We start from the raw sequence: 21,137 nt of genomic DNA on the forward strand, positions 1-21,137 counted from the left end.
AATGAAATCGCACGACCCGCTCAGGAATGGACGACATGACCAATAAGACAGCCGCACGGCTGAAGGCAGAAGGCTGGACCATTCTGGAGACCACGGGCTTCATGCATCTGATCGGCCCGCTGTGGGAGCGCAAGGTCGACGGCCAATACGAATTCGCACTCGCGACCGAGGACAAGCACCACAATCGCCGCGGCATGGTCCAGGGCGGCGTGATGATGACGTTCGCGGACCGTACCTGCGGCATGACCGCCCGCTACGTCTCCGGCAAGGAGTTCATGGCGACGGTGCAGCTCGACACCCATTTCGTCGAAGCTGGCCAGATCGGCGACATCCTGATCTCCCGCCCGCGCGTGGTGCGCGCGACGCGCAGCCTGATCTTCATGAGCACCGAGGTGACGGTGGACGATCGTTGCGTGGTGATGGCCAATGGTGTGTTCAAGATCTTGAAGGGGCCGGGGTAGGAGCGATACCCACCGCTGTCATTCCCCGCGCAGGCGGGGAATCCAGTACGCCGCGGCTTCTCGATTAAACTACAGCCCTCTCGGAATACCGGATCGCCCGGTCAAGCCAGGCGATGACAGCTGAGAGCGTAGCAAGCAGCTCCCCAACCGCGTCATTGCGAGCGCAGCGAAGCAATCCAGACAGCCGCCGCAGACGCATCTCTGGATTGCTTCGCTGCGCTCGCAATGACGGAGTGAGACGGTTATGCTGTCGCCCGAAGCAGCAGCTAAGGACGCGCCCCATGCAATACCGCCAACTCGGCCGCAGCGGCCTCAAAGTGTCGCCGATCTGCTTGGGCACGATGATGTTCGGCGGGCCGACCGATGAAGCCACCTCAAAGCGGATCATCGCGAAGGCGCACGAGGCCGGCATCAACTTCATCGACACCGCGGACGCCTATTCGAAGGGCGCATCCGAAGAGGTCGTGGGACGCGCCATCGGCAACAACCGTCACGCCTGGGTGCTCGCGACGAAACTTGCGAACCCCATGGGCGAGGATCCCAACCGTGTCGGCCTGTCCCGCCGCTGGGTGTTGCAAGCGGCGGATGAGAGCCTGAAGCGGCTCGGCACCGACCACATCGACATCTATTATCTGCACAAGGAAGACCATTCTACGCCCCTGGAGGAGACGGTGCGCGCGATGGGCGACCTGATCCGCGCCGGCAAGGTGCGCTATTTCGGCGTCTCGAACTACCGCGCCTGGCGCGTCGCCGAAATCTGCAACATCTGCGACCGGCTCGGCATCGACCGTCCCGCTGTGAGCCAACCCTATTACAACGCCATGAATCGCATGCCCGAAGTCGAGCACTTCCCGGCCTGCTCCTATTACGGCCTCGGCATCGTGCCCTACAGCCCGCTGGCGCGCGGCGTGCTGACCGGCAAATACAAGCCCGACGCGGCTCCCGACAAGGAGACCCGCGCAGGCCGCAACGATACGCGCATGATGCAGACCGAATGGCGGCCGGAATCGCTCCAGCTGGCGCAGGAGATCAAGGCCCACGCCGAGAAAAAGGGCATCACCGCAGGCCAGTTTGCGGTCGCCTGGGTGCTGAACTCCGCTTTTGTCTCCTCGATCGTTGCCGGTCCGCGCACCGAGGAGCAATGGGAAGGCTACACCGGCGCGCTCGCCTATCGCTTCACTGCCGAGGACGAGGCGCTGATCGACAGACTGGTCGTGCCGGGTCATCCCTCGACGCCGGGCTACAACGACCCGGCCTATCCGATCGAAGGACGCCGCGCGCGGACGGCCTGAGCCGGAGACAGGAATGGCCCTCGAAGATCGCTACGGCCTGCCGCTCTCCACCTCTTCGCCAGAGGCGGCATCCGCTTATCGCGAGGGCGTCGACCTCATGCTCGCGGGCTGGACCGGCACGGCGGAAACGCTGGAGCGCGCGATTGCGCTCGATCCGGATTTTGCGCTCCCCCATATCGCCCGCGCCCGCGTGCATGGCTTCTATCAGCAAGGCGATCTGGCTCGGCAGAAGGCGGCGCTCGCGCGCGAGCTCGTGGCGAAACGCGGCACGGAACGCGAGCGCTCGCATGTCGAAACGCTGGCGCTCGCAATCGAGGGCCGGCTGCCCGAGGCGATCGCGGCGACGATGACGCACGTCGAGGCGTGGCCGCGCGACGCATTGGTGCTGTCGCTGCCGCTCGGCGCGTTCGGCCTGTACGCGTTCTCCGGCATGGCCGATCACGACCGCGCGCGGCAGGAGCTGTGCGCGCGCGTCGCGCATCACTATGGCGAGGATTGGTGGTTCCTCACTATGTACGGCTGGGCGATGACCGAGAACGGCAATGTCGGTCGCGGCCGCGGCGTCACCGAGCGCGGCTTCGACCTGCGCCGGCAGAATGCCCATGCCGCGCACGCCGTGCTGCATGCGATGTTCGAGGACGGTTCGATCGAAGCGGCCGACCGGCTCGTCGACGACTGGATCCCCTCTTACCATCGCGCCGGAATCTTGCACGGCCACATCCGCTGGCATCAGGCGCTCGGCGCGCTGGAGCATGGCGATGCCGCGCGGGCGCTCGCGATCTATGCCGACGTGCTGCAGCCAAACGCCACGCAGGCGCCACCGCTCAATCTCGTCACTGACGCTGCGTCACTGCTCTGGCGCCTGTCGGCTTACGGCCACGCCGTGCCGAGAGCGCTCTGGCTCGAAGCCGACGCCGCCGCACAAAAACTGTTTCCGAAATCGAGCCTGCCCTTCGCCGATATCCACATGGCGCTGTTCGCGGCTGCGACGCAAAATCGCGAGGCGCTCGCCACACGTCTTGCCGCCATCGAGCAAAGGCTCGCCGATGGCAAGCTTCCGGCCGGTCCCGTGGTGCCCGCGGTCTGCCGCGCACTGGCGGCCTTTGCCAACGAGGACTACGCGGCATGCGTGCAAACGCTCACGCCGATTCTCGGTGAGGTCGTGCGTCTCGGCGGCAGCCACGCCCAGCGCGAGTTGATCGAGGACACTTTTGTCGTTGCCCTGATGCGCAGCGGCGACCTGCCCCGCGCCCGCGCGCTGCTCGACGCCCGCCTGCACCGCCGCCCGTCCCTGCGCGATACGCGCTGGCAGGCGGCGATGGGATAGCCCCGCCACGAAAAAAACACCGGCCGAGCGGCAAGTGCCGGCCGGGAATGGGTTGGGCGATCTGGGCGAATCGCCGTTGGGGTGGCGCGGTGGTATTTCAGACGGACTTGGCTGAGCAAACGGGATCGCAACCAATTTGCGGTTCGCTGGTTGTCGGACGGAACTTTTCCGTGGTTCCCTGGCATGTGAGCCTTCCGATGCGCCTCTGCCGACCCATCCTCGCTGTCGCCGTCGTCCCCACCTTCGTCCTCTTGGCAAGCCCTTGTTTTGCCGAGTCTTCCGCGCCGATTCCCGTCAACAATCCACCCGGGCAGCAGACCGCCTTTATCGATTTGCTGGCGCTGATGTCCGGCCACTGCAAGACGTTGAAGGTCGCCGGCCGCACCTTCGCCTGCAAGACGGTGGCCTACGCCCACGGCGACAGGGGCCGGGTCAATTTCACGGTCGCGGTCGACGATCCCGCCGACGAGAATCACGTCGTGTCGTTCTCCGGCGAGAACGGCAAGCGCGCCGACGACAACTCCTATGAGTTGCCGATCGACCGCATGCTGCTCAACTCCAAGGACCGTCCCAAGGTCGACGGCCTGCCGGTGCCGGCCGAGCAGACCTCCACCGGCCTCTGCCGCCAGACCGGCAATTTCGCCGCCAAGAAGGTGACTGACGTCACCTGCTCTGCCACCGACAGCGAAGGCCGTCGCTACGAACTGCTGTTCGTCTCCGACGGCACGCCCGTGAGCGTGCGTCGTATCAGGCAGTCGGCGCCGTCGATCCAGGATCCGTTCAAATAGCGGTCCTTCTTCGCTCTGCATGCGGGGCCAGGTGAACCGCCGCCTGCGCGGCACAGCCGGATCAAATCCTTTCGTTGAAACTTCGGAACCGGCAGGTATGCTCGGATGCGTCCTCACCGAGGAGGCGCCCGTTGCAAACACAGGCCAGGCACAGAGTCAGCAATGAGGATGGTCATCGCGATCAAACGGCTCCTGATCGCCTGCCTGTTCGCAATCCTGGCACATGAATGCCCTGCAGCCGACAGTCCGGGGCAGCGCTCTATCCTGGTGCTGGAAGACGCCGACTTTCGTTCGCCATTCTATTCGGAGATTTTCGCCGGTATCCGCACGGCTGCAAAGGAAAATGGGCAAATCCACACCGTGATCTACGGCGAAAGCCTCGATCTCGCCCGTTTCCCGGGACCGGACTACGAGGAGAGCCTGGTCGGTCATGTCAAGACCAAATACGCGCATCGGCCGATCGACATCATCGTCTCGATCGGCGTCGCGTCGGCGAAATTCCTTCAGGCGCGCAAGCACGACATCTGGCCCGCCGCCCCCGTGGTTTACGGCTTCGTGCCCGATCTGCCCGAGACGCGCGCGCTGTTCCTGCCCGGCACGACCGCCATCTTTGCCAAGGTGTCTCCGGCGCAGATACTGACTGCGGCACGCGCGGTCGTTCCCGACTTGACTGGCGTCGTCCTCGTTGGCGATGCATGGAAAAATCCGCTGATATATGGCCACTGGAAACAGGAATTCGCGACCACGATGCCGGGTCTCGAAATCATCGATCTGTCCGGCATGGTGCTGCGGGAGGTGCGCGAACGGGTCGGCTCCTTGCCCCCTCGTTCTGCGATTCTGACCTCGGCAATGTATTCCGACGGCGAAGGCACCCACTATTTGCCGGCCGCGGCGCTTGCGCGCGTCGCCGAGCGCGCGAACCGCCCGATCATTATCACCTCCGACACATTTCTCGGGCGAACCGGGGTTGGCGGCTTCCTGCTGCTGCCCGAAACCATCGGACAGGAAGCCGGCCAGTTGGCAATGCGGATTCTCGGCGGCGAATCGCCGTCGAACATCCCGCCCGTTGCCGGGGATAACGTGAAGCCGATCTTCGACTGGCGACAGCTCAAGCTCTGGAATGTGGACGAAGCCCATCTGCCTCCCGGAAGCGAGGTGCGTTTCCGAGAACCGAGCTTCTGGGAGCAGTACTACTGGCGTGTCATGATCAGCGCCGGCGTGGTGCTGGTGCAGGCGATGATGATCGGCATCCTCCTGCGCGAGCGCAGGCTGCGATTCCAGGCGGAGGTCGAGGCACGCCAACGCATGTCGGAGCTAGCCCACATGAATCGCCTTGCGACCGCGGGCGAGATGTCTGCGACGATCGCGCATGAGCTGAGCCAGCCGCTCGCCGCCATTCTGATCAATGCTGAGACCGCCGAGCAGGTGTTGCAGACACCGGCACCTGACCTCGGCGTGATCAGCGAGATACTGGGTGACATTCGCCGAGACGATAAGCGCGCTAACGAGATCGTCGTTCAGGTGCGCTCATTTTTGAAGAGGGCCCGCACAGAGCGGATCGAGCTCGACCTCAACGCGACGGTCAGCGATGTGTTTAGGTTCCTTTCCATTCAGGCCCTGACCTACGACGTTGCGCTCGCGACGGATCGATCGTCCTTGGATATTCGCGTAACTGCCGACAAAGTGCAGCTCCAGCAGGCTATTCTGAACCTGGTCATGAATGCCATCGAAGCGGTGGCCGATCTGCCGGAGGATCGGCGACGCATCGTCGGTCGAACCAGCCTTGCGAACAATCAGGCCATGATCTCGATCGCAGATGCCGGCGACGGCATCTGCACAGAAAAGGTAACCGAAATCTTCAAGCCGTTTTTCACAACCAAGACGCAGGGAATGGGCATCGGCCTCTCGATCACGCGCACGATCATCGAGGCACATGGCGGGCGCATCTGGGCCGAGAACGCGCCGACGGGAGGCGCCGTCTTTCATATCAGCCTGCCGCTGGCTGTGGCACGGTCGTAAGTCGAGGCCCTCTGCCGTTCAAGTCGCTCCGCCCGTCACGTGAACGCCTTTTCCAGCGTCGCGAAGATCACCGCAAGCGATTTGTCGTGCCGCGTCACCGGCGGCACCGGGCGATCGATCTTCATCAGCTGATAGACCGCCGTCTGCGCCGCGCGCACCGAATATTCGACGGTGAACACGACGTCATCGGGGATTTCGACGAACTGGCTGACGAAGGCGAGATTGACGGAATTCCTGGACACCGGCAGCGGCCGGTCGTCCGCGGTGCGCGGCATGAACATGCTGGTGATGTAGGGCATGCGACAGGGAACGCAGATCGCATCCTCGAAGACGGCAGGGTCGAAATTCAGGTGACCGCAAAGCTCCTTCAGGATGTCGGCGCCGCCGCAATCGGACATCGGCTTGGCCACGAAATTGCCGACGCGGTCGGGATGCATTGCATAGCCCCAGAACACCTGCACGTTGTTCGGCTGTCCGGCGAAATGCGGCTGATGATACAGCACCACCGACATCAGCCAATTGGAGTCCTTGAACGTGACGAGACCGCCGGTGCCGGCCTTGTTGCCGGAGAACGCCTCCATCTTGTCGAAGAAGCGCGGATCGCGGCAGGTGACAGTGAATGACTGCCAATAGGATTCCGGGATCGACGCGTTGAACGCGGACGGCTTGCCGAATTCTGGACGGCCCTTCGCGATTTTCTCCCACAGCACCCAACCCCGGCTGTCGGACTTGGTCAGGCGCGGAGCCGGCTCGGTCATCGAGCCCAGGCTCGAGGCGTCGGTCATCGAGCCGTTCTGAAAGAACACGAGATCGCCGTCCTCGAGCTGGACATTGGCGGTGCGGCCGTCGCGGTCGAGTACGAGCTGGCGCACCCGCAAGCGTCCGTCCTCGCTCTCGATCGCCATGTCGGTGACGGCAGTGCCGCGCACGAACTGAACGCCCTGCCCCTTGAGCCAGTCGGCAAGCGGCCGCACGATCGCGTCATACTGGTTGTAGACGGTGCGCTTGACGCCGGCGAGCGTCTCGATGCGCGGGAATTCGTTCATGAAGCGATGCAGATAGCGTTTCAGCTCGACCGCTATGCCAGGGCTGGAAGGCGAAAGTGGTCTGCCACATGTACCAGAAATTGGATTCGAAGAATTTGGGCGAGAGCCAGTCGGTGATGCGGCTGTTGCCGAGCGTCTGCTCCGAGGCCTCCGTGAGCCGCAGCAACTCGAGCCGGTCGCGCCCGGAAAATCCCATATGCGAGACATCGAGCTTGAAGCGGTTGCGATCGACCAGCCGCGCTCGCGAATGCGCAGGGTTCTCGGTGTTGAACGCGACGGTTTCCTCGCGCACGCTGAGGCCGGGATGTTCGAGCGAGGGAATGCTCGACAGCAGGTCCCAGGTGCATTCGTAATGATCGGTCGTGAGCATGCGTCCGCCGCGCAGCGAATAAGCGCCGTTCGCGAGCAGCGCGCCGTCGAGGCTGCCGCCGACCAGCGGCTGCGCCTCGTAGATCACGATGTCCCGCCCCGGCAGCTGCGCGTCACGAACCAGGAACGCCGCGCCCGCGAGCGATCCAACGCCGCCACCGATGAAATACGCCTTCATGTCTTGCCTCGATCCGCAATTCGAATTGTCGTGGCGACATTGCATGGCGAGACACTGGCCGGAGTTGCGCTGGATCAAGCGCAACGCGCGTGAGGATCACGTTGAGTTGAGCGATTGACTGATCAGCGCCGGCATGGCGTCCTTTCGCGACATCATCGAATCACGTCTTGACATTGCGGCCGTACCTCGGAGCGACCCATGACGCGCGATCGCCTGTTTCTGCTGCGACCTGGTTTCGAGGACCCGGCCTTTCCTGGACGCCGTTTCTATTGCTGGCATTGCGCGCTGATCGAGGGCTTGCTGGTCTCGTTTCCGCAGCTCGCCGACAAGCTCGACGTCGAGCGCATCGCGTGGCCACGCCCGCGGCACGCCGTGATCGCGCTGGCTGGCGAGGAGAACCAGTCGTTGCCGCTGCTCGTGCTGGCGGTTGGAGCGACCTCGCCGCACCAGACCGGCCGCCATCAGGGCCGCGCGTTCATTGCCGACAAGGACGCCATCCTGGGCGCACTCTCCGAACGTCACAGCTTTCCCGATCCGCATCCGTGAGGGGAGAGCGCTCGCGCGATGACGTGTCGAATCTGAACGGCGAATTCGTCGCCACCGATACGTGATTGCGTCATTCGCGGCAGAGTGATGGCAGGGTTGCGATCGACGCTGGTGATGCGACAATAAATCTCACGAGACGCACGCAGCCGCGCGAATCGGGCGCCGATGAAACTGCGTCGTTTCGACGCCCGCACTGGCCGGAACGCGCCGGCTGACCATGTGTTGTCACACGACATTCAACTGGAGTGATGACATGAAGTATCTCTTTGTCGCGATGGCCGTCGGTGCTGCGGCGCTTGCAGGCGGATCCGCGGCGAACGCGGCCGATCATTCAAGCGCAAAACAGAACGCGCCAGCGGCCCAGTCAACCGATATCAGCGCGCAGCACAGGCACCACCATCACGGCTATCGCCATCACTGGCGTCCTCACCACCATCCCGGATTTCATCGTCCGCACTACCGAAGCTACGGCTATTATCCGCGGCACCACGGATATTACGGCGGCGGACCGTACGGATATTATGGCGGCGGCGGTCCCAGCGTGACGTTCGGCTTCGGCGGCAGTCGCTGGTAAGACGAGAGGCAGCAACACGAAAGGCCCGCGAAATGCGGGCCTTTTTTGCTCGTCAGCCTATCCCCGCAAGATCATCCCCGCCGTCTGTTGGCCGCTCGCCAGCGCCGCTTCGACCGTGCCCATGTCGGCTCCGCGATAGAGCGCCTCGCCGGAGAACAGCACCGGCCCGTCGGCGCGCGCGAGGATCGTTTGCGCCTCGCGCGTTCGCGGCGTCGCCCAGGAATAGGCGCCGCGGGCGTAGGGATCGTGCGCCCAGTTTGTCGCAACGGCCGCGATGAGCTCGTGCGCGAGATCTTCGCGCGAGAGGCCGAAGACGGTCGCAAGCGAATCGAGCCCGGCGTCGATCAGCGCTTGCGGGTCGAGCTGCGTCAGCGCTGCCGTGCGCGGGCCGCCGAACCATCCGGTCAGCACGGGATGCCGGTCCGGGTATTGCGTCCACCACACCGGGATGGCCTGGTCGGTCAAAAGGAAGCTCATGTCCGCAAGCTCTTCCTTGCGCTCGCGCCACCATGGCCGCCTGAAGTGCAGCAGGATTTTTATTACGTTACCGAAGCCGATGTCGTCGGCAGACGCCGCCTTCAAGCGCGCGCTCTCCGGGAGCGCGATCTCGCGCAGCAACGGCAACGGAACAGTGAGGATCACGCGATCGCAGCCATGTACCCCGCCGCCGACACAGCGAGCGGCGAGCGCGCCGCCCTCCTCCTCGATCGCCGACACCACGCAGCCGAAGCGAAAAATCACGCCAAGCTTGCGGCACTCGGCCGTCAGGAACTCGATCATCGCACCATAGCCGCCCTTGACCCGCGCCTGCGGAGAGTGCCCGCCAGCCATCCATTCCTCGCGCAGCGCCAGCGTCGAAGCGCGCTCGGGATCGGCCGCATCGTAGCCCTCGACCATTCGCTCGATCGCATGGCGCAGCCGCGCGTGCTCATCGCCGGCAAAATGCCGGCGCAGGAAATCGGCGACGGTGAGGTCGTCGTTCAATTCCCGAACCACGGCGTGCAGCTCAGCCTCATGCGGATCGTGGCGATCCTCGCGCACGATGTCTGCGCCGTCAAAGCCCCACCGCTCGCCTTCGATCCCCTGAAGGGACAACCCGGCCTCACGCAGCAACGCGCGCGTGACCGGCGCCTCGCCGTGGACGAATTCGGCGCCGCCATCGGCGGGGTAGCCGAACTCCGAAGCAGGCAGCGGATGGATGCGGCCGCCGCAGCGCTCGCGCGCCTCCAGGATCGTCACTGTCTTGCCCGCGCGCGCCAGCTCGCGCGCCGCCATCAGACCGGCCGCGCCGGCACCGACGATGACGATATGCTCTGATGTTACGGACATGGCGGTGCTGTTACTCGCCCACGGCCTGCGGATCGTTCTGGATCAGATAGCGTAGCAGCAGGACACCGCCGCCGAGATCCCGCGTGCTCTCCAGCCCCATCGCAGTCAGCGGTGCACGCCGGTCGCCGTCGGAGTCCGTGGAATCGAACACGAAGGGCGCGCCCCTGGCGCCATCGATCGCGGGACTGAGGATCAGGTTGAACTCGTCGATCAGGCCGGCGCGCAGGAACGCGCCGTTGGCGACGCCGCCACCCTCCACCAGCAGGCGCTTCACGCCGAGCTCGCGATTGAGAATATCCACCGTCAGTGCGAGGTCGATCTCGGACTTGCCGGCAAAGATATAGGACACGCCCTCGCCGCGGAGCCCGGCGAGATGCGAATCGGAGACGCTCTCGGTCAGCACGACGACGATCGGATCGCCGCCGATATCGGAACGGCCCCAGCCGATCTTGCCCTTCGCATCGAGCACGACGCCATAGGTTTTCGCGTCACGTCGCGCGAACCAGTTTTCGCGCGGAAATTTCGCGTCCGTCGTCGCCGGATAAGGCTCGCGCTTGGCGAACTCCGAGCCGGTGACGCGGCCGATCACCCAGGCATCGCCGCCGAGCTCGTCGTGGATCTTCTCGAACCAGTCCGATCCTGGTCCCTTCGGGCGCCAGCGGCTCGGATGGGTGCGGCCGTCCAGACTCGAATGCATCAGACAGATGACGTAAGGCTTCATGCGCATCTCCGGGCCGCGCTCAGGCGGCCGGCTCATTGCCCTTCTCACTCCCCGTGGCGCGATCGTTCACGATCACCGCGAGGGGATTGAGCTTTGGCGGCGCGACGAGTTTGAGCGTGTTGGTGTCGCGATGGTTGAACGGCGCGCCGCGCACGAACAACTCGGTCTGGATCAGATAGGTCCAACTGCCGTCGTCGTTGAAGGTGATGTCGCAGCGGTAAGCGTCGGTGCGGAACGCTTGTTCCAGAAAATCAGTCGAGCAGATCCCGTAAGCGGTGTCGCCGCGCTTGGCCGTGACAGAGATCTCCTTGTCGTCCGGCCCGGCCTTGCCCGACGCCAGCAGCACCTGCCCACGCGGGATCGCCAGCGTCTGCATGATCAACCCGGTCGCGGGCTCCCACAACCAATAGCCGACCTGGTCATGGAAGGTGATGTCTTCCTCAGGCGTGTTGATATGGATGTGATAGCGCAGCCCATAGAGCAGCTGCGGGCCGTTGGCTTGGGGATCGATCGGGTCCATCCGGATGCGCTCGATGAAGGTCCGCCGCTCCGGCCCTTCCGCCTTCGGATTGATGTCGATACCCTTGTCGGCCTGCCAGACACCGGCGAGACGGCGGAGCGGGCCGAGATTGGCAAGGCCGTCGGGCGAGACGTCCTCGGGCTCGGTGAAGATATCGGCGGGAAGGGGGAGCATGGGTGTCCTCGCGTCGTTGCGAGGCAGCAATAGCATGAGAGCGCCGGCGTGGCTCGGTCTCAAGCCTCACAATCGCGAATGGACGTAGGCGCCACGCGCAGACGATCCATGATGCGAAACGGAGCCGAACCTCCTCAGTTCGGCTCCGTCGCCAGGATGCTTAGTGGCGGTGGTCGCGGACCTCGGGGTGAGTCCGGTGATCCCGGACGATGGGTTGATCGCGATGGTCGCGCACGACGGGCGGGTCGCGATGGTCGCGGACGATGGTCGTCGCGTTCGAAGGCGTCATCACGTTCGCCAGTGCGATCGCTGCAAGAGCCACGAGGATGTAGTTGCGCATGAGTTTTGCCTTTGCTTGGTGGATCACTGCGAGCCACCTGACACCAAGCTAGATTGATCAGCTCGAATGATATGTGTCGTCGATCACCCGGCGATGATCGATGCGCTGTCAGCCGTGCCATCGTCCAATCGCAGGAGAGGCGGACGGCGACCTCACGATCTATTATGATTCGTCTACGTCCGGCGGACGGGCCTCCGCGGCCCCGAGACGAGGACATCTCGCGCCCAATATCATTGCATCGTCGAATCCCAGCATACTTGATACGCCCTGCTGGTTTGCAATCAACGTCGCGTCTGCCGCAGTTTTAATCAGGCCATAAGCATTTGTGTTCGGTGTTCCCGTTTGCGCCACGGAATCACGGTGATAAGATCACGGCCTCAGGATTGTGAAATACACCATAGGCGATGAAGCCACTCCTAAACTAGCGTTCACGTGACGTCCGTTATTTTCAAGTGAGTGGTTTGGAATGCAGCAGGCTTCGGTCGAGAAGTTCTCGGACCTCATCGGCGCGATCTACGACTGCGTGATCGCACCGGAACGCTGGACGGGCGTTCTAAACGAGATTCGCACGGAGCTCGGCTTCGCGACCGCCGTGCTATCGGCATATAGCCTCACGAACATGAGGATCGGAGTCAATGCCGCCTCCGGGACCGACCCTGTCCAGACGATGGCCCAGACCAGCATCGAGTATGCGCCTGATATCGTCGAACTCTGGGGCGGCGTTGAGCGCATCCGGCAATATCCGCTTGGAGAACCGATCATTCGATCCCAAGCGGTCCCGGAGGAAATAGTCCTCGGCAATCGCTATCACCTGGAATGGGCTCTCCCCAAGGGCTTGTTCGACGCCGTCGGCGTCGCCCTCGTTCGCGAAAAAACAATGATCGGCAATGCGACATTCAGTCAGCATCAGTCGGACGGGGCCATTGACGATGCGCAGGTTAGCGGATTGCGCGTTCTCGCACCTCACATCCGCCGCGCCGTGATCATCAGCAATCTGTTCGACATGAAGACCGTGGAAGCCACGACATTCGCCGCGACAGTGGAGGCCCTGACGGTCGGAGTCGTTCTGGCGGACGACGATTCGAAGATCGTTCACACCAATGCCGCAGCCACAGCCATGCTCGCGGCAAGCGATCCACTTCTGGCTCGACATGGCCGGATCGCCGTTCAATCGGCGACCACCACCAGCACGTTGCAATCGGCCATCGCGCAAGCAGCAAAGGACGAGGCGGCACTCGGCCAAAAAGGCATCAGCATCCCAATCCCCCGCTCGAGCGGAGATCCTCTCGTCATTCACGTTCTGCCGATGCGACGCGGCCACATGCGGGCCGGCCTGGTCCAGCGCGCCGCCGCCGCTCTGTTCGTGGCATCTGCCTCCGGTCCGCCGCAGCTGCCTCACGATGCTCTCATCCAGCTCTACGATCTGACGCCGGCCGAAATTCGCATCTTCGAGCTCATCTGCGATGGACAGACACGCGACGCGATCTCGTCGCAACTCGGAGTGTCGGTCAGCACCGTGAAAAGTCACCTCTTGCACGTCTTCGAAAAGACAGGTTGCCGGCGCCAAGTCGACCTGGTCAGGCTGGCAAGGTCGCTGACGTTTCCGGTGTAGGGAAGCTCGGGGTGACGGTACGCTCCGTCGTCCAGTGATTTTGAAGTGAGTGGTTTGGAATGCAGCAGGCTTCGGTCGAGAAGTTCTCTGACCTCATCGGCGCGGTCTACGATTGTGTGATCGCGCCTGAACGCTGGACCGCCGTTCTGGATGAGATTTGCGCCGAGTTCGGCTTTGCCACCGGCGCGCTCTCGGTCGCCAGCCTCACCAACATGAAGGCCGTCGTCAACGCGGTGTCCGGGTCCGACCTGGCCCAGATGGCCCAGAACGGGGTCGGCTACGGCCCCGATATCATCGAGCTCTGGGGCGGCGCCGAGCGCATTCAGCAATATCCGCTCGGCGAGCCGATCGTTCAATCCCAGGCGGTCCGGCCGGACATCATTTCCAGCAACCGCTATTATCGCGAATGGGCCCTGCCCAAGGGCTTGTTCGACGCCGTTGCCGTCGGCCTCGTACGCGACAGGACGATGGTTGGAAATGCGATATTCAGCCAGCATGAGTCGGCAGGCCGCATTGACGATGCGCAGGTCGACGGATTGCGCCTTCTGGCGCCTCACATCCGCCGCGCCGTGACGATCAGCAATCTGTTCGACATGAAGACGGTGGAAGCCAACACATTCTCGGCGACGGTGGAGGCCCTGACGGTCGGCGTCGTCCTGGCCGACGAGGATTCGAACATCGTTCACACCAACGCCGCAGCCGCGGCGATGCTCGCGGCCGGCGATCCGATCGTGACAAGGCATGGCCGGATCGCGGTTCAATCTGCGGCGACCACGGCCGCATTGCAATCAGCCGTCGCGCAGGCAGCAAAGGACGAGGCGACGCTCGGGCAAAAAGGCATCGGCATCCCGATCCCCCGCCAAGGCGGTGACCCTCTTGTCATCCACGTTCTGCCGCTGCGACGCAGCCATACCCGATCCGGTCTGATCCAGAGCGCCGCTGCCGCCGTGTTCGTGACGTCCGCCTCCGGGCCGCCGCGATTGCCTCACGATGCGCTCAACCAGCTCTATGACCTGACGCCGGCCGAGATCCGCATCTTCGAGCTCATCTGCGAGGGACACACGCGAGACGCGATCTCGGCCTTGCTCGGCGTTTCCGTCAGCACTGTGAAGAGCCATCTCATTCACGTCTTCGAAAAGACGGGCTGCCGGCGCCAGGTCGATCTGGTCAGGCTCGCGAAATCGCTGACGTTCCCGGTGTAAGGCGCGGGGGCGAGACGGCGCACGGTCGGCCGGACCTGGGCGTGGACGGCCCCGGAACCGTCGCAATGATCATTCCGCGGTGATCCAAGGCCAGTCCTCGTTCGTTCCCAGACCCACAGGTCGCTTGTCGAGGCGCTATGATCGCTGCTATCCGAGCTTTAGATGCGCCATTCCGGGCGAAGGCTGGTTTTCCCCGGAGGATCGAAGCGCGGCTGTCGACTGGCGCGAACAAAGGGCCGAACACAAAGGTGGATTGGGCTGATCTGATCGGACGCGTCGCCTCGGCCGGAGACCGGGAGGCCTTCAAGCGCCTGTTCGAGCATTTCGCGCCGCGCATCAAGGGACTGATGCTGAAGGCCGGGTGCAGTTCGGACGAGGCGGAGGAGATTGCTCAAAATACCCTGATCGCCGTCTGGCAGAAGGCAGGCCAGTTCGACCCTACGACGGCCGGGGCAGCGGCATGGATATTCACCATCGCGCGCAATTTGCGCATCGATTTGTTCCGCAGCAGAGCGCGGGCAGACCGCCTGCGGGGCACCTCTGAGCTTCCCGAGACGCCGGATCCTGCGGAACCCGCGGACGCCGTTATGTCCCGCTTGCAGGACGCGGCGCGGATCAATTCGGCCGTCAGGCAGCTCTCGATGGAGCAATCCATGGTGGTGAGATTGTCGTTCATCGAGGAGAGGCCGCACCCGGAAATCGCGAGCCTGCTCGGCATTCCGCTCGGAACGGTGAAGTCGCGGATCAGGCTGGCGATGAACCGCCTGAGAGACATATTGGACGAAGAAGCATGACGATCAGCCATCATCCACCGGAAGATCTTCTGGCCGACTTTGCGGCCGGCAGGTTGGAAGAAGCCCATCAGTTGGTGGTGGGGGTGCATGTTGCGGGTTGCGCTCGGTGCGGCCGGTTCGTGCAGGCCATCGAGCAACTTGGCGGCTTGGCTCTTGAAGATGTTGAGCCGGTGCCGGTCGCATCGGATGCGTTCGAGCAGGTGATGTCGCGCATTCACGACGCTCCTGAAGAGCGAGCGGCGCGGACTTCCGAGGCCGCTCGCGGCAGCGAGCAGGATATTCCGGCGGCGCTGCGAAACTACCGCATCGGCAAGCGCAGGCGCATCGCTCCGGGTCTGAGCATGCGACCGATCGAGTTGTCCGGATCGGGCACGGCGCGGGCATTTCTGCTTCGCTCCGCGCCGGGGACGCGCATGCTCGAACACACGCACACCGGAACCGAATTGACCCTCGTGCTCGAGGGCAGCTTCAGCCACCAGGGCGGCCGGTTTGGTCCGGGTGATTTCGACTATGGCGACGACGAGATCGACCATCGACCTTTGGTGGGCGACGAGGGCCCATGTGTTTGCCTTGTCGCAATGACGGGCGACCTGCGCATGAACGGCCTGCTTGGCAGGCTGATCGGGCCATTCGTGCGGCTTTGATCCGCTCGCCTCCTTCTTCCGCCGGGTGATCCGAACGCGCGCCCGGATCGTTTCGAAGGAAACGCAAGGGAGACAGGTCATGGCCGGCTTAAGCCTGACGCAGGCGCAGAGCGAAACATTGCCCGAATTGTTGGCATGCGTTTCGGCGGGCGACGCACAAGCCTTCGCAGCGCTGCACATGCTGACGCGGAGCAGGCTGCGCAGGACTGCGCTCGCCGTCGGAACTCCGCCCCACGACATCGAGGACATTCTTCAGGAAGCCTATCTGAAGATCTGGCGCAACGCGGGTCGGTTCGACGGCGACCGTGCTTCGGCGATGACCTGGATGTCCGCCATCGCGCGGAATACCGCCATCGACCATCTGCGGGTCAGAAGACTGCCGACTCACGAGCTGGACGAGGCGCTGCTGGTTCCGACAAGTGCTGATCAGCCGGCGATCGACGATTTCGACTACGCCCGCGCCGAACCGATCGCACGCAGCGTGCTGGCTCGTTTGCCGGAAGACCGCCGCAGGCTGGTGGCGCTGGCCTATCTCGAGGGTGAGAGCCGTGCGAGCTTGTCTCGGCGCTTCGGTGTGCCGGTCGGCACCATCAAGACCTGGTTGCACCGAACCCTTCTGGCGGTACGCAAGGACTGCCTTGCCGCATCGGCTGCAGCCTGAAGCAGGCAAGGAACCCGCGCGTCGCCGCAGAGATCATCGAATTCCCGATCCGTGGACACCAGGATCCGCTTGTGTCCTCCGTTGCGAGACTCGAGCAGATGGTGAGAGAGGTCGACGGTCTGGCGGCCAACAAGCCCGCGGAAGATCTCGATCTTTTGCTCGCTGTCATGGAGCGCTTCGGCGATCGACTGGTCGATCTTGCGCACCTCGTGCTTGACGACGATGCCAAGCGGAGTGTCCAGATCGCATTCACATCGCTCTCCGACAAGATCGCGGCGACCAGAGAGGCCTTTGACGGGTGCGATGGAGCGACGGATCTCTGATTCGGCGCCACGCTCGTCCGTTCGACGCGCGAAGTCAGTTCTGCGCGCCGATCCTAATTGAGGCGGAGCAGCGAGATGTTCAGCAAGGTCGCAAAACCCACCCAGCCGGCGTAGGGAATGAAAAGGGCCGCTGCCAGTCGATCGTTCGCCCATTGACGCCAGACAAAGGCAAGGATCACAGCAAACAGGGCAACAATGACGCCGAGCGCCACGTCCATGCGATGAAGCGAAAAGAAAATGGGAGACCATGCAAAATTCAAGATCATCTGCAGGCCCCATATTCTCATCGTCGTTCCGCGCGGCTCCGCCTCGAAGGTGCGGAATCCCGCCACGGCGATCATCACGAACAGGGCCGTCCAGACCGGTGCGAACACCGCATCCGGCGGATTGAAAGATGGCTTGTTGAGCGCGGCGTACCAGGCTCCCGGACGGTTCAGGACCCCGATCAGAATCCCCGCAGCAGGGACCAGAAACAGGAAAGCGGCGCACCGGTACCATCTGCCGCGCTTACGGTCGCCATCGTGCCGCAGCGCCCCGTCGTGCGTCCCGTCCATAATCAATGCGCCATCCGTTGAGCGACGAGAAATCCGGTCCAGGCGCTGACACCGGCGAGGACCGATCCCCAGCCCACGTCCGCGAGAGTGAGCGCCGTCGACCAATTCCTCAGCGTGGCCTGGTTGGTCAGATCGTAGGTCGCATAGGTGAAGCAGCCCAGCATCACGCCGGACATGAAGGCACGCAGTGCGCCGCCATCCTGCTGAGCCGGCAGCACCGCGAACCAGATCAGGCCGACGGGATAGGCCAGATAAAACACTGCAGCAGCGGCGAGGTCGGGCTGCGACCGTAACATGTCGCCCAGCACCGGCCGGTAAAGTCTCTCGACCATGGTCTTGAGCCAGATCATGTCGAGCGCAACAAAGGTCGCAGCCACCGACAGATATGTAAAAAGCAGGCTCATGTCCGGTCTCCCCTCCGGTGTCGCAACCGGTTTAACAAAGGCATCGGCTGTAAACGACGTGAAGCCCTCGCTGGATCACGCGGCGCGCTCGTTCCGCCTTGCCCCGCAACCCTGTCTCGCCCTTGAGCCAGATCGGCGGCCGGAACTCCGATCATTCCGGCGCCTTCTTGGGCGGCCGTGGAAAGAAAGCGCTGGTGCGTGCCTGATAGTCCCGATACCGGCGGCCGCGGGATCGCAGCATCTGGACTTCGAGCGGGGGTATTCCGGTCACGTGCACGAGTATCCAGTACATGATCGCCGGCGCGATCAGGCTCGCCCAGCCCCATGCGTAGTCCGGCGACAGCGCGATCATCGGATAGGCGAGCCATCCGAGCCATTCGAAGAAATAATTCGGATGACGCGACCAGCGCCAAAGCCCGATGTTGCAGACTAGGCCCGCGTTTGCCTTGTTGCGCTTGAAGCTTCGCAATTGCTCGTCGGCGATCGCCTCGCCTGCGACGGCCGCAAGCATGATGGCGGCGCCCGCATAGTCCTGAATGCCCAGGGCGGCCCGTGGAGAGTGTGCAGCCAGGAAGACCGCGAATGGCAGCGGCACCGAGGCGAAGGCCTGCGACTGCAGGAAAGCAAACATGCGAAGCGGCGCCTGTGAGCCCCATTCCTGCGCGTAGCTTGCATATCGCGGATCGTCGATACCCGCTGCGGCGCGCCGGGCGATATGCGTCCCGAGCCTCACCGACCAAAGCAGCACGAGCCCGCCTACGAGCATCTGACGCACTTGCAGAGCCTCGCCGAATGGCAAAAGGGCCGCCACCGTCCCAACCAGGCCGACGGAGTAGGTCCAGATCGTATCGACCCACCCGGAATTGCCGGTTCGCTGCTGAACGATCCAGGCCAGCCCCATCAACAGCGAAAGCGCAAGCGCGATGCCGGCGACGATCAGTATTTGCAGGAAATCCATGCCTCACCATACCCAAACTCGGATCCTTACGTCCCTCCCGTGCCCCGGTTTCGCTGGTGATCCACGCTGTCCGCTGGAACGTTTCCTCAAGCGCGGGTGGACAGGTCAGCTATTGGAGCTGTCCTGAGCCGGGCGGCGGACGACATTGGCCCGAAACCGGATGTTCCGGCCGTCGCTGGTGGTATTGGGGGCGATAAAGCATGCGTTTGGCGGTGATCGGGACGGGAATTGCCGGCAATGGCGCCGCGTGGCTCCTGTCCGAACGTCATGCCGTGACCGTCTACGAGCGCGAATTGCGACCGGGCGGACACAGTCATACAGTGCGCGTTGACTACGATGGCGAAGAGATCGACGTCGACATCGGCTTCATCGTGTTCAACGAGCCGAACTACCCGGAATTGACGTCTCTGTTCGCGCACCTGGGTGTAAAGACCGAGGAGACATGCATGAGCTTCGCGATGTCGGCCGACCATGGCCGATTCGAGTGGCGGGGCGGCGGCGAGACCTTCCTGCAGGTCGCCTCCGGCCTGTTTGCCCAGCCGCGTAACCTCTTCTCCCCGTCGTATTTTCGCATGCTGGCCGAGGTCCGGCGCTTCAACAAGGAAAGCGTCTCCGACTTGCGGGCTGGCCGGCTCCAGAACCTCACACTCGGCGAATATCTGCGCAAGCAAGCGTTCAGCCCGCGCCTGTTCAGCGATTATCTGGGACCGATGGGGGCCGCCATCTGGTCGTCGCCCTCGGCCGAGATCCTCGCCTTTCCCGCGGAAAACTTCATCGCCTTTTTCGACAATCACCGGCTGTTGCATCTGGATCGGCCGTTCTGGCGGACCGTCCAGGGCGGCAGCCGGCGCTATGTCGAGAAACTCACCGCCAGGTTCAAGGCCAGCATCCGGCTCGGCTGCGCGGTCACATCAATCCATCGCACCGAGCACGGCGTGACGATCGGCGACAGTCACGGCCATCAGGACTCCTACGACGCTGTCGTGATGGCCTGTCACAGCGATCAGGCCCTGGCGATGCTGTCGGATGCCGACCCACGCGAGAGATCCATTCTCGGCGCGATCCGTTACGCTCCAAACACGGCCTATCTGCACCGCGACATCAATCTTATGCCGAAACGCCGCAATGCATGGGCATCCTGGAACTTCTTGCGCTGGCAACGCGAAACGCCTGCCCAGAACGACGTCGCCGTGACCTACTGGATGAACCGGCTGCAGGGCATCGACGACCGCAAGCCGCTGTTCGTCAGCCTCAATCCTCCTTTTGAGCCGGCGCCTCATCTCACCTTCGGCAAGTTCACATTCGCGCATCCGCAATATGACGCAAGCGCGTTCGCCGCGCAGAGGAATCTCCCCGAAATCCAGGGACGCCGCCGCACCTGGTTTTGCGGCGCGTGGACCGGCTACGGATTCCATGAGGATGGCCTGCGCTCCGGCATCGCCGTTGCCGAGGCACTTGGCAGTGCGGTGCCGTGGCGGCAGTCCGGCGCGTTGCTGGCGCAGGCTGCTGAGTAGAACATGTTGCAACCGGGTGCCCCAGAACGAACGGCGACGTCATCTGCGGCCGCGCTCTACCTGGGCAGGGTGATGCACGCCCGCATGCGACCCGTGCGCCACAGGTTCGCTTACCGGGTCATGAACCTGCTCATCGACCTCGACCGGCTTGATGAAGCGGATCGCCAGTCTCGCCTGTTCGGCATCAATCGCGCGTCGGTCTTCAGCTTCCACGAATCCGATCACGGCAAGCGTGACGGCGCATCCTTGAGCAACCATGTGCGACGCCTGGCCGAACAACGCGATATCGATCTGTCGGGAGGGCGCATCCTCCTTTTGTGCTATCCGCGGCTCTTCGGCTACGTATTCAATCCGCTTTCGATCTACTTCTGCTATGGCAGCTGCGGCAATCTTGCGCTGCTGATCTACGAAGTCCGCAACACTTTTGGCGAAATCCATTCCTACATCCTTCCGGTGGGGGACGCTGCTGCCGGCGGTGCCATACGACAATGTCAGGCGAAGGAGTTCTACGTCTCGCCCTTCATGGAAATGCAAACGCGGTATCGCTTCAGCATTGCTCCGCCCGACCAGCAAGTGAAGGTCAGAATCGTGCAGACCGATGAGCATGGCGTGATATTTACGGCTGCATTCTCCGGGCAACGTCGCCCGCTGACCAGTCGCTCGCTGTTGGCGACGCTCGTCACCCTGCCACTTCTCACCTTCAAGGTCGTCGCGGCCATCCATTGGGAAGCGATCCGGCTTTGGCTGAAAAATGTTCCCTACGTTCCCCGTCCGAACCAACGCTGAA

General features: G+C 63.4%; 22 protein-coding genes and 1 pseudogene. 15 read left to right on the forward strand and 8 right to left on the reverse strand.

Annotated elements, in window-relative coordinates:
* Positions 1 to 35 precede the first annotated feature (35 nt).
* From IVB40_RS32200 to IVB40_RS32220, 5 genes are all read left to right on the forward strand, one after another.
* Positions 36 to 461, forward strand: coding sequence for a PaaI family thioesterase (locus tag IVB40_RS32200; protein ID WP_247817381.1), 426 nt, complete (start codon positions 36 to 38; stop codon positions 459 to 461).
* Between the two features lie 281 nt (positions 462 to 742).
* Positions 743 to 1,753, forward strand: coding sequence for an aldo/keto reductase (locus tag IVB40_RS32205; RefSeq protein WP_247817382.1), 1,011 nt, complete (start codon positions 743 to 745; stop codon positions 1,751 to 1,753).
* 13 nt (positions 1,754 to 1,766) lie between these two features.
* Positions 1,767 to 3,080 carry a tetratricopeptide repeat protein gene (locus IVB40_RS32210; protein ID WP_247817383.1) on the forward strand — a complete coding sequence of 438 codons (1,314 nt, stop codon included), beginning with the start codon at positions 1,767 to 1,769 and terminating at the stop codon, positions 3,078 to 3,080.
* Between the two features lie 197 nt (positions 3,081 to 3,277).
* Positions 3,278 to 3,868, forward strand: coding sequence for a hypothetical protein (locus IVB40_RS32215; RefSeq protein WP_247817384.1), 591 nt, complete (start codon positions 3,278 to 3,280; stop codon positions 3,866 to 3,868).
* A gap of 168 nt (positions 3,869 to 4,036) precedes the next feature.
* Positions 4,037 to 5,887, forward strand: a complete 1,851-nt coding sequence (locus IVB40_RS32220) for a sensor histidine kinase (RefSeq protein ID WP_247817385.1) — start codon at positions 4,037 to 4,039, stop codon at positions 5,885 to 5,887.
* Positions 5,888 to 5,922: 35 nt separating this feature from the next.
* Here the strand turns inward: IVB40_RS32220 and IVB40_RS32225 are convergent.
* Positions 5,923 to 7,480 (reverse strand): annotated as a pseudogene (locus IVB40_RS32225) (oleate hydratase).
* A gap of 198 nt (positions 7,481 to 7,678) precedes the next feature.
* Here IVB40_RS32225 and IVB40_RS32230 point away from each other — a divergent pair.
* Positions 7,679 to 8,026: a DUF3088 domain-containing protein gene (locus tag IVB40_RS32230; RefSeq protein ID WP_247817386.1), complete on the forward strand. Its 348-nt coding sequence runs from the start codon at positions 7,679 to 7,681 to the stop codon at positions 8,024 to 8,026.
* A 253-nt stretch (positions 8,027 to 8,279) separates the two neighbouring features.
* The gene (locus IVB40_RS32235; protein ID WP_247817387.1) at positions 8,280 to 8,600 is read left to right on the forward strand and encodes a hypothetical protein; all 321 of its coding nucleotides are present in this window, start codon (positions 8,280 to 8,282) and stop codon (positions 8,598 to 8,600) included.
* Between the two features lie 57 nt (positions 8,601 to 8,657).
* On the opposite strand, the gene IVB40_RS32240 is transcribed toward IVB40_RS32235, so the two are convergent.
* The 4 genes from IVB40_RS32240 to IVB40_RS32255 form a co-directional block, all read right to left on the reverse strand.
* Positions 8,658 to 9,929 carry an NAD(P)/FAD-dependent oxidoreductase gene (locus tag IVB40_RS32240; protein WP_247817388.1) on the reverse strand — a complete coding sequence of 424 codons (1,272 nt, stop codon included), beginning with the start codon at positions 9,927 to 9,929 and terminating at the stop codon, positions 8,658 to 8,660.
* 10 nt (positions 9,930 to 9,939) lie between these two features.
* Positions 9,940 to 10,650 carry a dihydrofolate reductase family protein gene (locus IVB40_RS32245; protein WP_247819618.1) on the reverse strand — a complete coding sequence of 237 codons (711 nt, stop codon included), beginning with the start codon at positions 10,648 to 10,650 and terminating at the stop codon, positions 9,940 to 9,942.
* A gap of 19 nt (positions 10,651 to 10,669) precedes the next feature.
* Positions 10,670 to 11,344: a heme-binding beta-barrel domain-containing protein gene (locus IVB40_RS32250; protein ID WP_247285716.1), complete on the reverse strand. Its 675-nt coding sequence runs from the start codon at positions 11,342 to 11,344 to the stop codon at positions 10,670 to 10,672.
* Between the two features lie 160 nt (positions 11,345 to 11,504).
* On the reverse strand, positions 11,505 to 11,684 hold the full coding sequence (locus tag IVB40_RS32255; protein WP_027565700.1) for a hypothetical protein: 180 nt from the start codon (positions 11,682 to 11,684) through the stop codon (positions 11,505 to 11,507).
* A gap of 466 nt (positions 11,685 to 12,150) precedes the next feature.
* Between IVB40_RS32255 and IVB40_RS32260 the strand changes: the two genes are divergently transcribed.
* The 6 genes from IVB40_RS32260 to IVB40_RS32285 all read left to right on the forward strand — a co-directional run bounded on the left by IVB40_RS32260 (position 12,151) and on the right by IVB40_RS32285 (position 16,920).
* Positions 12,151 to 13,296 carry a helix-turn-helix transcriptional regulator gene (locus tag IVB40_RS32260; RefSeq protein WP_247817390.1) on the forward strand — a complete coding sequence of 382 codons (1,146 nt, stop codon included), beginning with the start codon at positions 12,151 to 12,153 and terminating at the stop codon, positions 13,294 to 13,296.
* 59 nt (positions 13,297 to 13,355) lie between these two features.
* Positions 13,356 to 14,498 (forward strand): helix-turn-helix transcriptional regulator, encoded by a 1,143-nt coding sequence (locus IVB40_RS32265; protein WP_247817391.1) that lies wholly within the window; start codon positions 13,356 to 13,358, stop codon positions 14,496 to 14,498.
* 248 nt (positions 14,499 to 14,746) lie between these two features.
* Positions 14,747 to 15,292: a sigma-70 family RNA polymerase sigma factor gene (locus tag IVB40_RS32270; RefSeq protein ID WP_247819619.1), complete on the forward strand. Its 546-nt coding sequence runs from the start codon at positions 14,747 to 14,749 to the stop codon at positions 15,290 to 15,292.
* A complete protein-coding gene (locus IVB40_RS32275; RefSeq protein WP_247285713.1) occupies positions 15,289 to 15,936 on the forward strand; it encodes a ChrR family anti-sigma-E factor in 648 nt (215 codons plus the stop codon). The genes IVB40_RS32270 and IVB40_RS32275 overlap by 4 nt, the downstream gene beginning before the upstream one ends.
* Positions 15,937 to 16,015: 79 nt before the next feature.
* Positions 16,016 to 16,597 (forward strand): sigma-70 family RNA polymerase sigma factor, encoded by a 582-nt coding sequence (locus IVB40_RS32280; RefSeq protein ID WP_035961032.1) that lies wholly within the window; start codon positions 16,016 to 16,018, stop codon positions 16,595 to 16,597.
* 71 nt (positions 16,598 to 16,668) lie between these two features.
* The gene (locus IVB40_RS32285; RefSeq protein WP_247817393.1) at positions 16,669 to 16,920 is read left to right on the forward strand and encodes a hypothetical protein; all 252 of its coding nucleotides are present in this window, start codon (positions 16,669 to 16,671) and stop codon (positions 16,918 to 16,920) included.
* 53 nt (positions 16,921 to 16,973) lie between these two features.
* Here the strand turns inward: IVB40_RS32285 and IVB40_RS32290 are convergent, their stop codons facing one another.
* The 3 genes from IVB40_RS32290 to IVB40_RS32300 form a co-directional block, all read right to left on the reverse strand.
* The gene (locus IVB40_RS32290; RefSeq protein ID WP_247817394.1) at positions 16,974 to 17,474 is read right to left on the reverse strand and encodes a TspO/MBR family protein; all 501 of its coding nucleotides are present in this window, start codon (positions 17,472 to 17,474) and stop codon (positions 16,974 to 16,976) included.
* Positions 17,475 to 17,476: 2 nt separating this feature from the next.
* Positions 17,477 to 17,878, reverse strand: a complete 402-nt coding sequence (locus IVB40_RS32295; protein WP_247427430.1) for a DUF2177 family protein — start codon at positions 17,876 to 17,878, stop codon at positions 17,477 to 17,479.
* Positions 17,879 to 18,029: 151 nt separating this feature from the next.
* Entirely contained in the window at positions 18,030 to 18,836 is an 807-nt protein-coding gene (locus IVB40_RS32300) for a DUF1295 domain-containing protein (RefSeq protein WP_247817395.1), read from the reverse strand.
* Positions 18,837 to 19,036: 200 nt separating this feature from the next.
* Between IVB40_RS32300 and IVB40_RS32305 the strand changes: the two genes are divergently transcribed.
* Together IVB40_RS32305 and IVB40_RS32310 are read left to right on the forward strand one after the other, a co-directional pair.
* Positions 19,037 to 20,350 carry an FAD-dependent oxidoreductase gene (locus IVB40_RS32305; RefSeq protein ID WP_247817396.1) on the forward strand — a complete coding sequence of 438 codons (1,314 nt, stop codon included), beginning with the start codon at positions 19,037 to 19,039 and terminating at the stop codon, positions 20,348 to 20,350.
* A 3-nt stretch (positions 20,351 to 20,353) separates the two neighbouring features.
* Positions 20,354 to 21,136 carry a DUF1365 domain-containing protein gene (locus IVB40_RS32310; protein WP_247427404.1) on the forward strand — a complete coding sequence of 261 codons (783 nt, stop codon included), beginning with the start codon at positions 20,354 to 20,356 and terminating at the stop codon, positions 21,134 to 21,136.
* The last annotated feature ends 1 nt before the right edge of the window (position 21,137 follow it).

Source organism: Bradyrhizobium sp. 40 (genome assembly GCF_023100925.1).
Lineage (GTDB): Bacteria > Pseudomonadota > Alphaproteobacteria > Rhizobiales > Xanthobacteraceae > Bradyrhizobium.

Bases quoted from the DNA above. Each gene is read 5' to 3' on its own strand.
- IVB40_RS32300 (WP_247817395.1), bottom strand. From the start codon at position 18,836: ATGGATTTCCTGCAAATACTGATCGTCGCCGGCATCGCGCTTGCGCTT.
- IVB40_RS32305 (WP_247817396.1), top strand. From the start codon at position 19,037: ATGCGTTTGGCGGTGATCGGGACGGGAATTGCCGGCAATGGCGCCGCG.
- IVB40_RS32215 (WP_247817384.1), top strand. From the start codon at position 3,278: ATGCGCCTCTGCCGACCCATCCTCGCTGTCGCCGTCGTCCCCACCTTC.
- IVB40_RS32240 (WP_247817388.1), bottom strand. From the start codon at position 9,929: ATGTCCGTAACATCAGAGCATATCGTCATCGTCGGTGCCGGCGCGGCC.
- IVB40_RS32220 (WP_247817385.1), top strand. From the start codon at position 4,037: ATGGTCATCGCGATCAAACGGCTCCTGATCGCCTGCCTGTTCGCAATC.
- IVB40_RS32210 (WP_247817383.1), top strand. From the start codon at position 1,767: ATGGCCCTCGAAGATCGCTACGGCCTGCCGCTCTCCACCTCTTCGCCA.
- IVB40_RS32250 (WP_247285716.1), bottom strand. From the start codon at position 11,344: ATGCTCCCCCTTCCCGCCGATATCTTCACCGAGCCCGAGGACGTCTCG.
- IVB40_RS32230 (WP_247817386.1), top strand. From the start codon at position 7,679: ATGACGCGCGATCGCCTGTTTCTGCTGCGACCTGGTTTCGAGGACCCG.
- IVB40_RS32205 (WP_247817382.1), top strand. From the start codon at position 743: ATGCAATACCGCCAACTCGGCCGCAGCGGCCTCAAAGTGTCGCCGATC.
- IVB40_RS32280 (WP_035961032.1), top strand. From the start codon at position 16,016: ATGGCCGGCTTAAGCCTGACGCAGGCGCAGAGCGAAACATTGCCCGAA.
- IVB40_RS32235 (WP_247817387.1), top strand. From the start codon at position 8,280: ATGAAGTATCTCTTTGTCGCGATGGCCGTCGGTGCTGCGGCGCTTGCA.
- IVB40_RS32255 (WP_027565700.1), bottom strand. From the start codon at position 11,684: ATGCGCAACTACATCCTCGTGGCTCTTGCAGCGATCGCACTGGCGAAC.
- IVB40_RS32265 (WP_247817391.1), top strand. From the start codon at position 13,356: ATGCAGCAGGCTTCGGTCGAGAAGTTCTCTGACCTCATCGGCGCGGTC.
- IVB40_RS32290 (WP_247817394.1), bottom strand. From the start codon at position 17,474: ATGGACGGGACGCACGACGGGGCGCTGCGGCACGATGGCGACCGTAAG.
- IVB40_RS32295 (WP_247427430.1), bottom strand. From the start codon at position 17,878: ATGAGCCTGCTTTTTACATATCTGTCGGTGGCTGCGACCTTTGTTGCG.
- IVB40_RS32245 (WP_247819618.1), bottom strand. From the start codon at position 10,650: ATGAAGCCTTACGTCATCTGTCTGATGCATTCGAGTCTGGACGGCCGC.
- IVB40_RS32200 (WP_247817381.1), top strand. From the start codon at position 36: ATGACCAATAAGACAGCCGCACGGCTGAAGGCAGAAGGCTGGACCATT.
- IVB40_RS32310 (WP_247427404.1), top strand. From the start codon at position 20,354: ATGTTGCAACCGGGTGCCCCAGAACGAACGGCGACGTCATCTGCGGCC.
- IVB40_RS32260 (WP_247817390.1), top strand. From the start codon at position 12,151: ATGCAGCAGGCTTCGGTCGAGAAGTTCTCGGACCTCATCGGCGCGATC.
- IVB40_RS32275 (WP_247285713.1), top strand. From the start codon at position 15,289: ATGACGATCAGCCATCATCCACCGGAAGATCTTCTGGCCGACTTTGCG.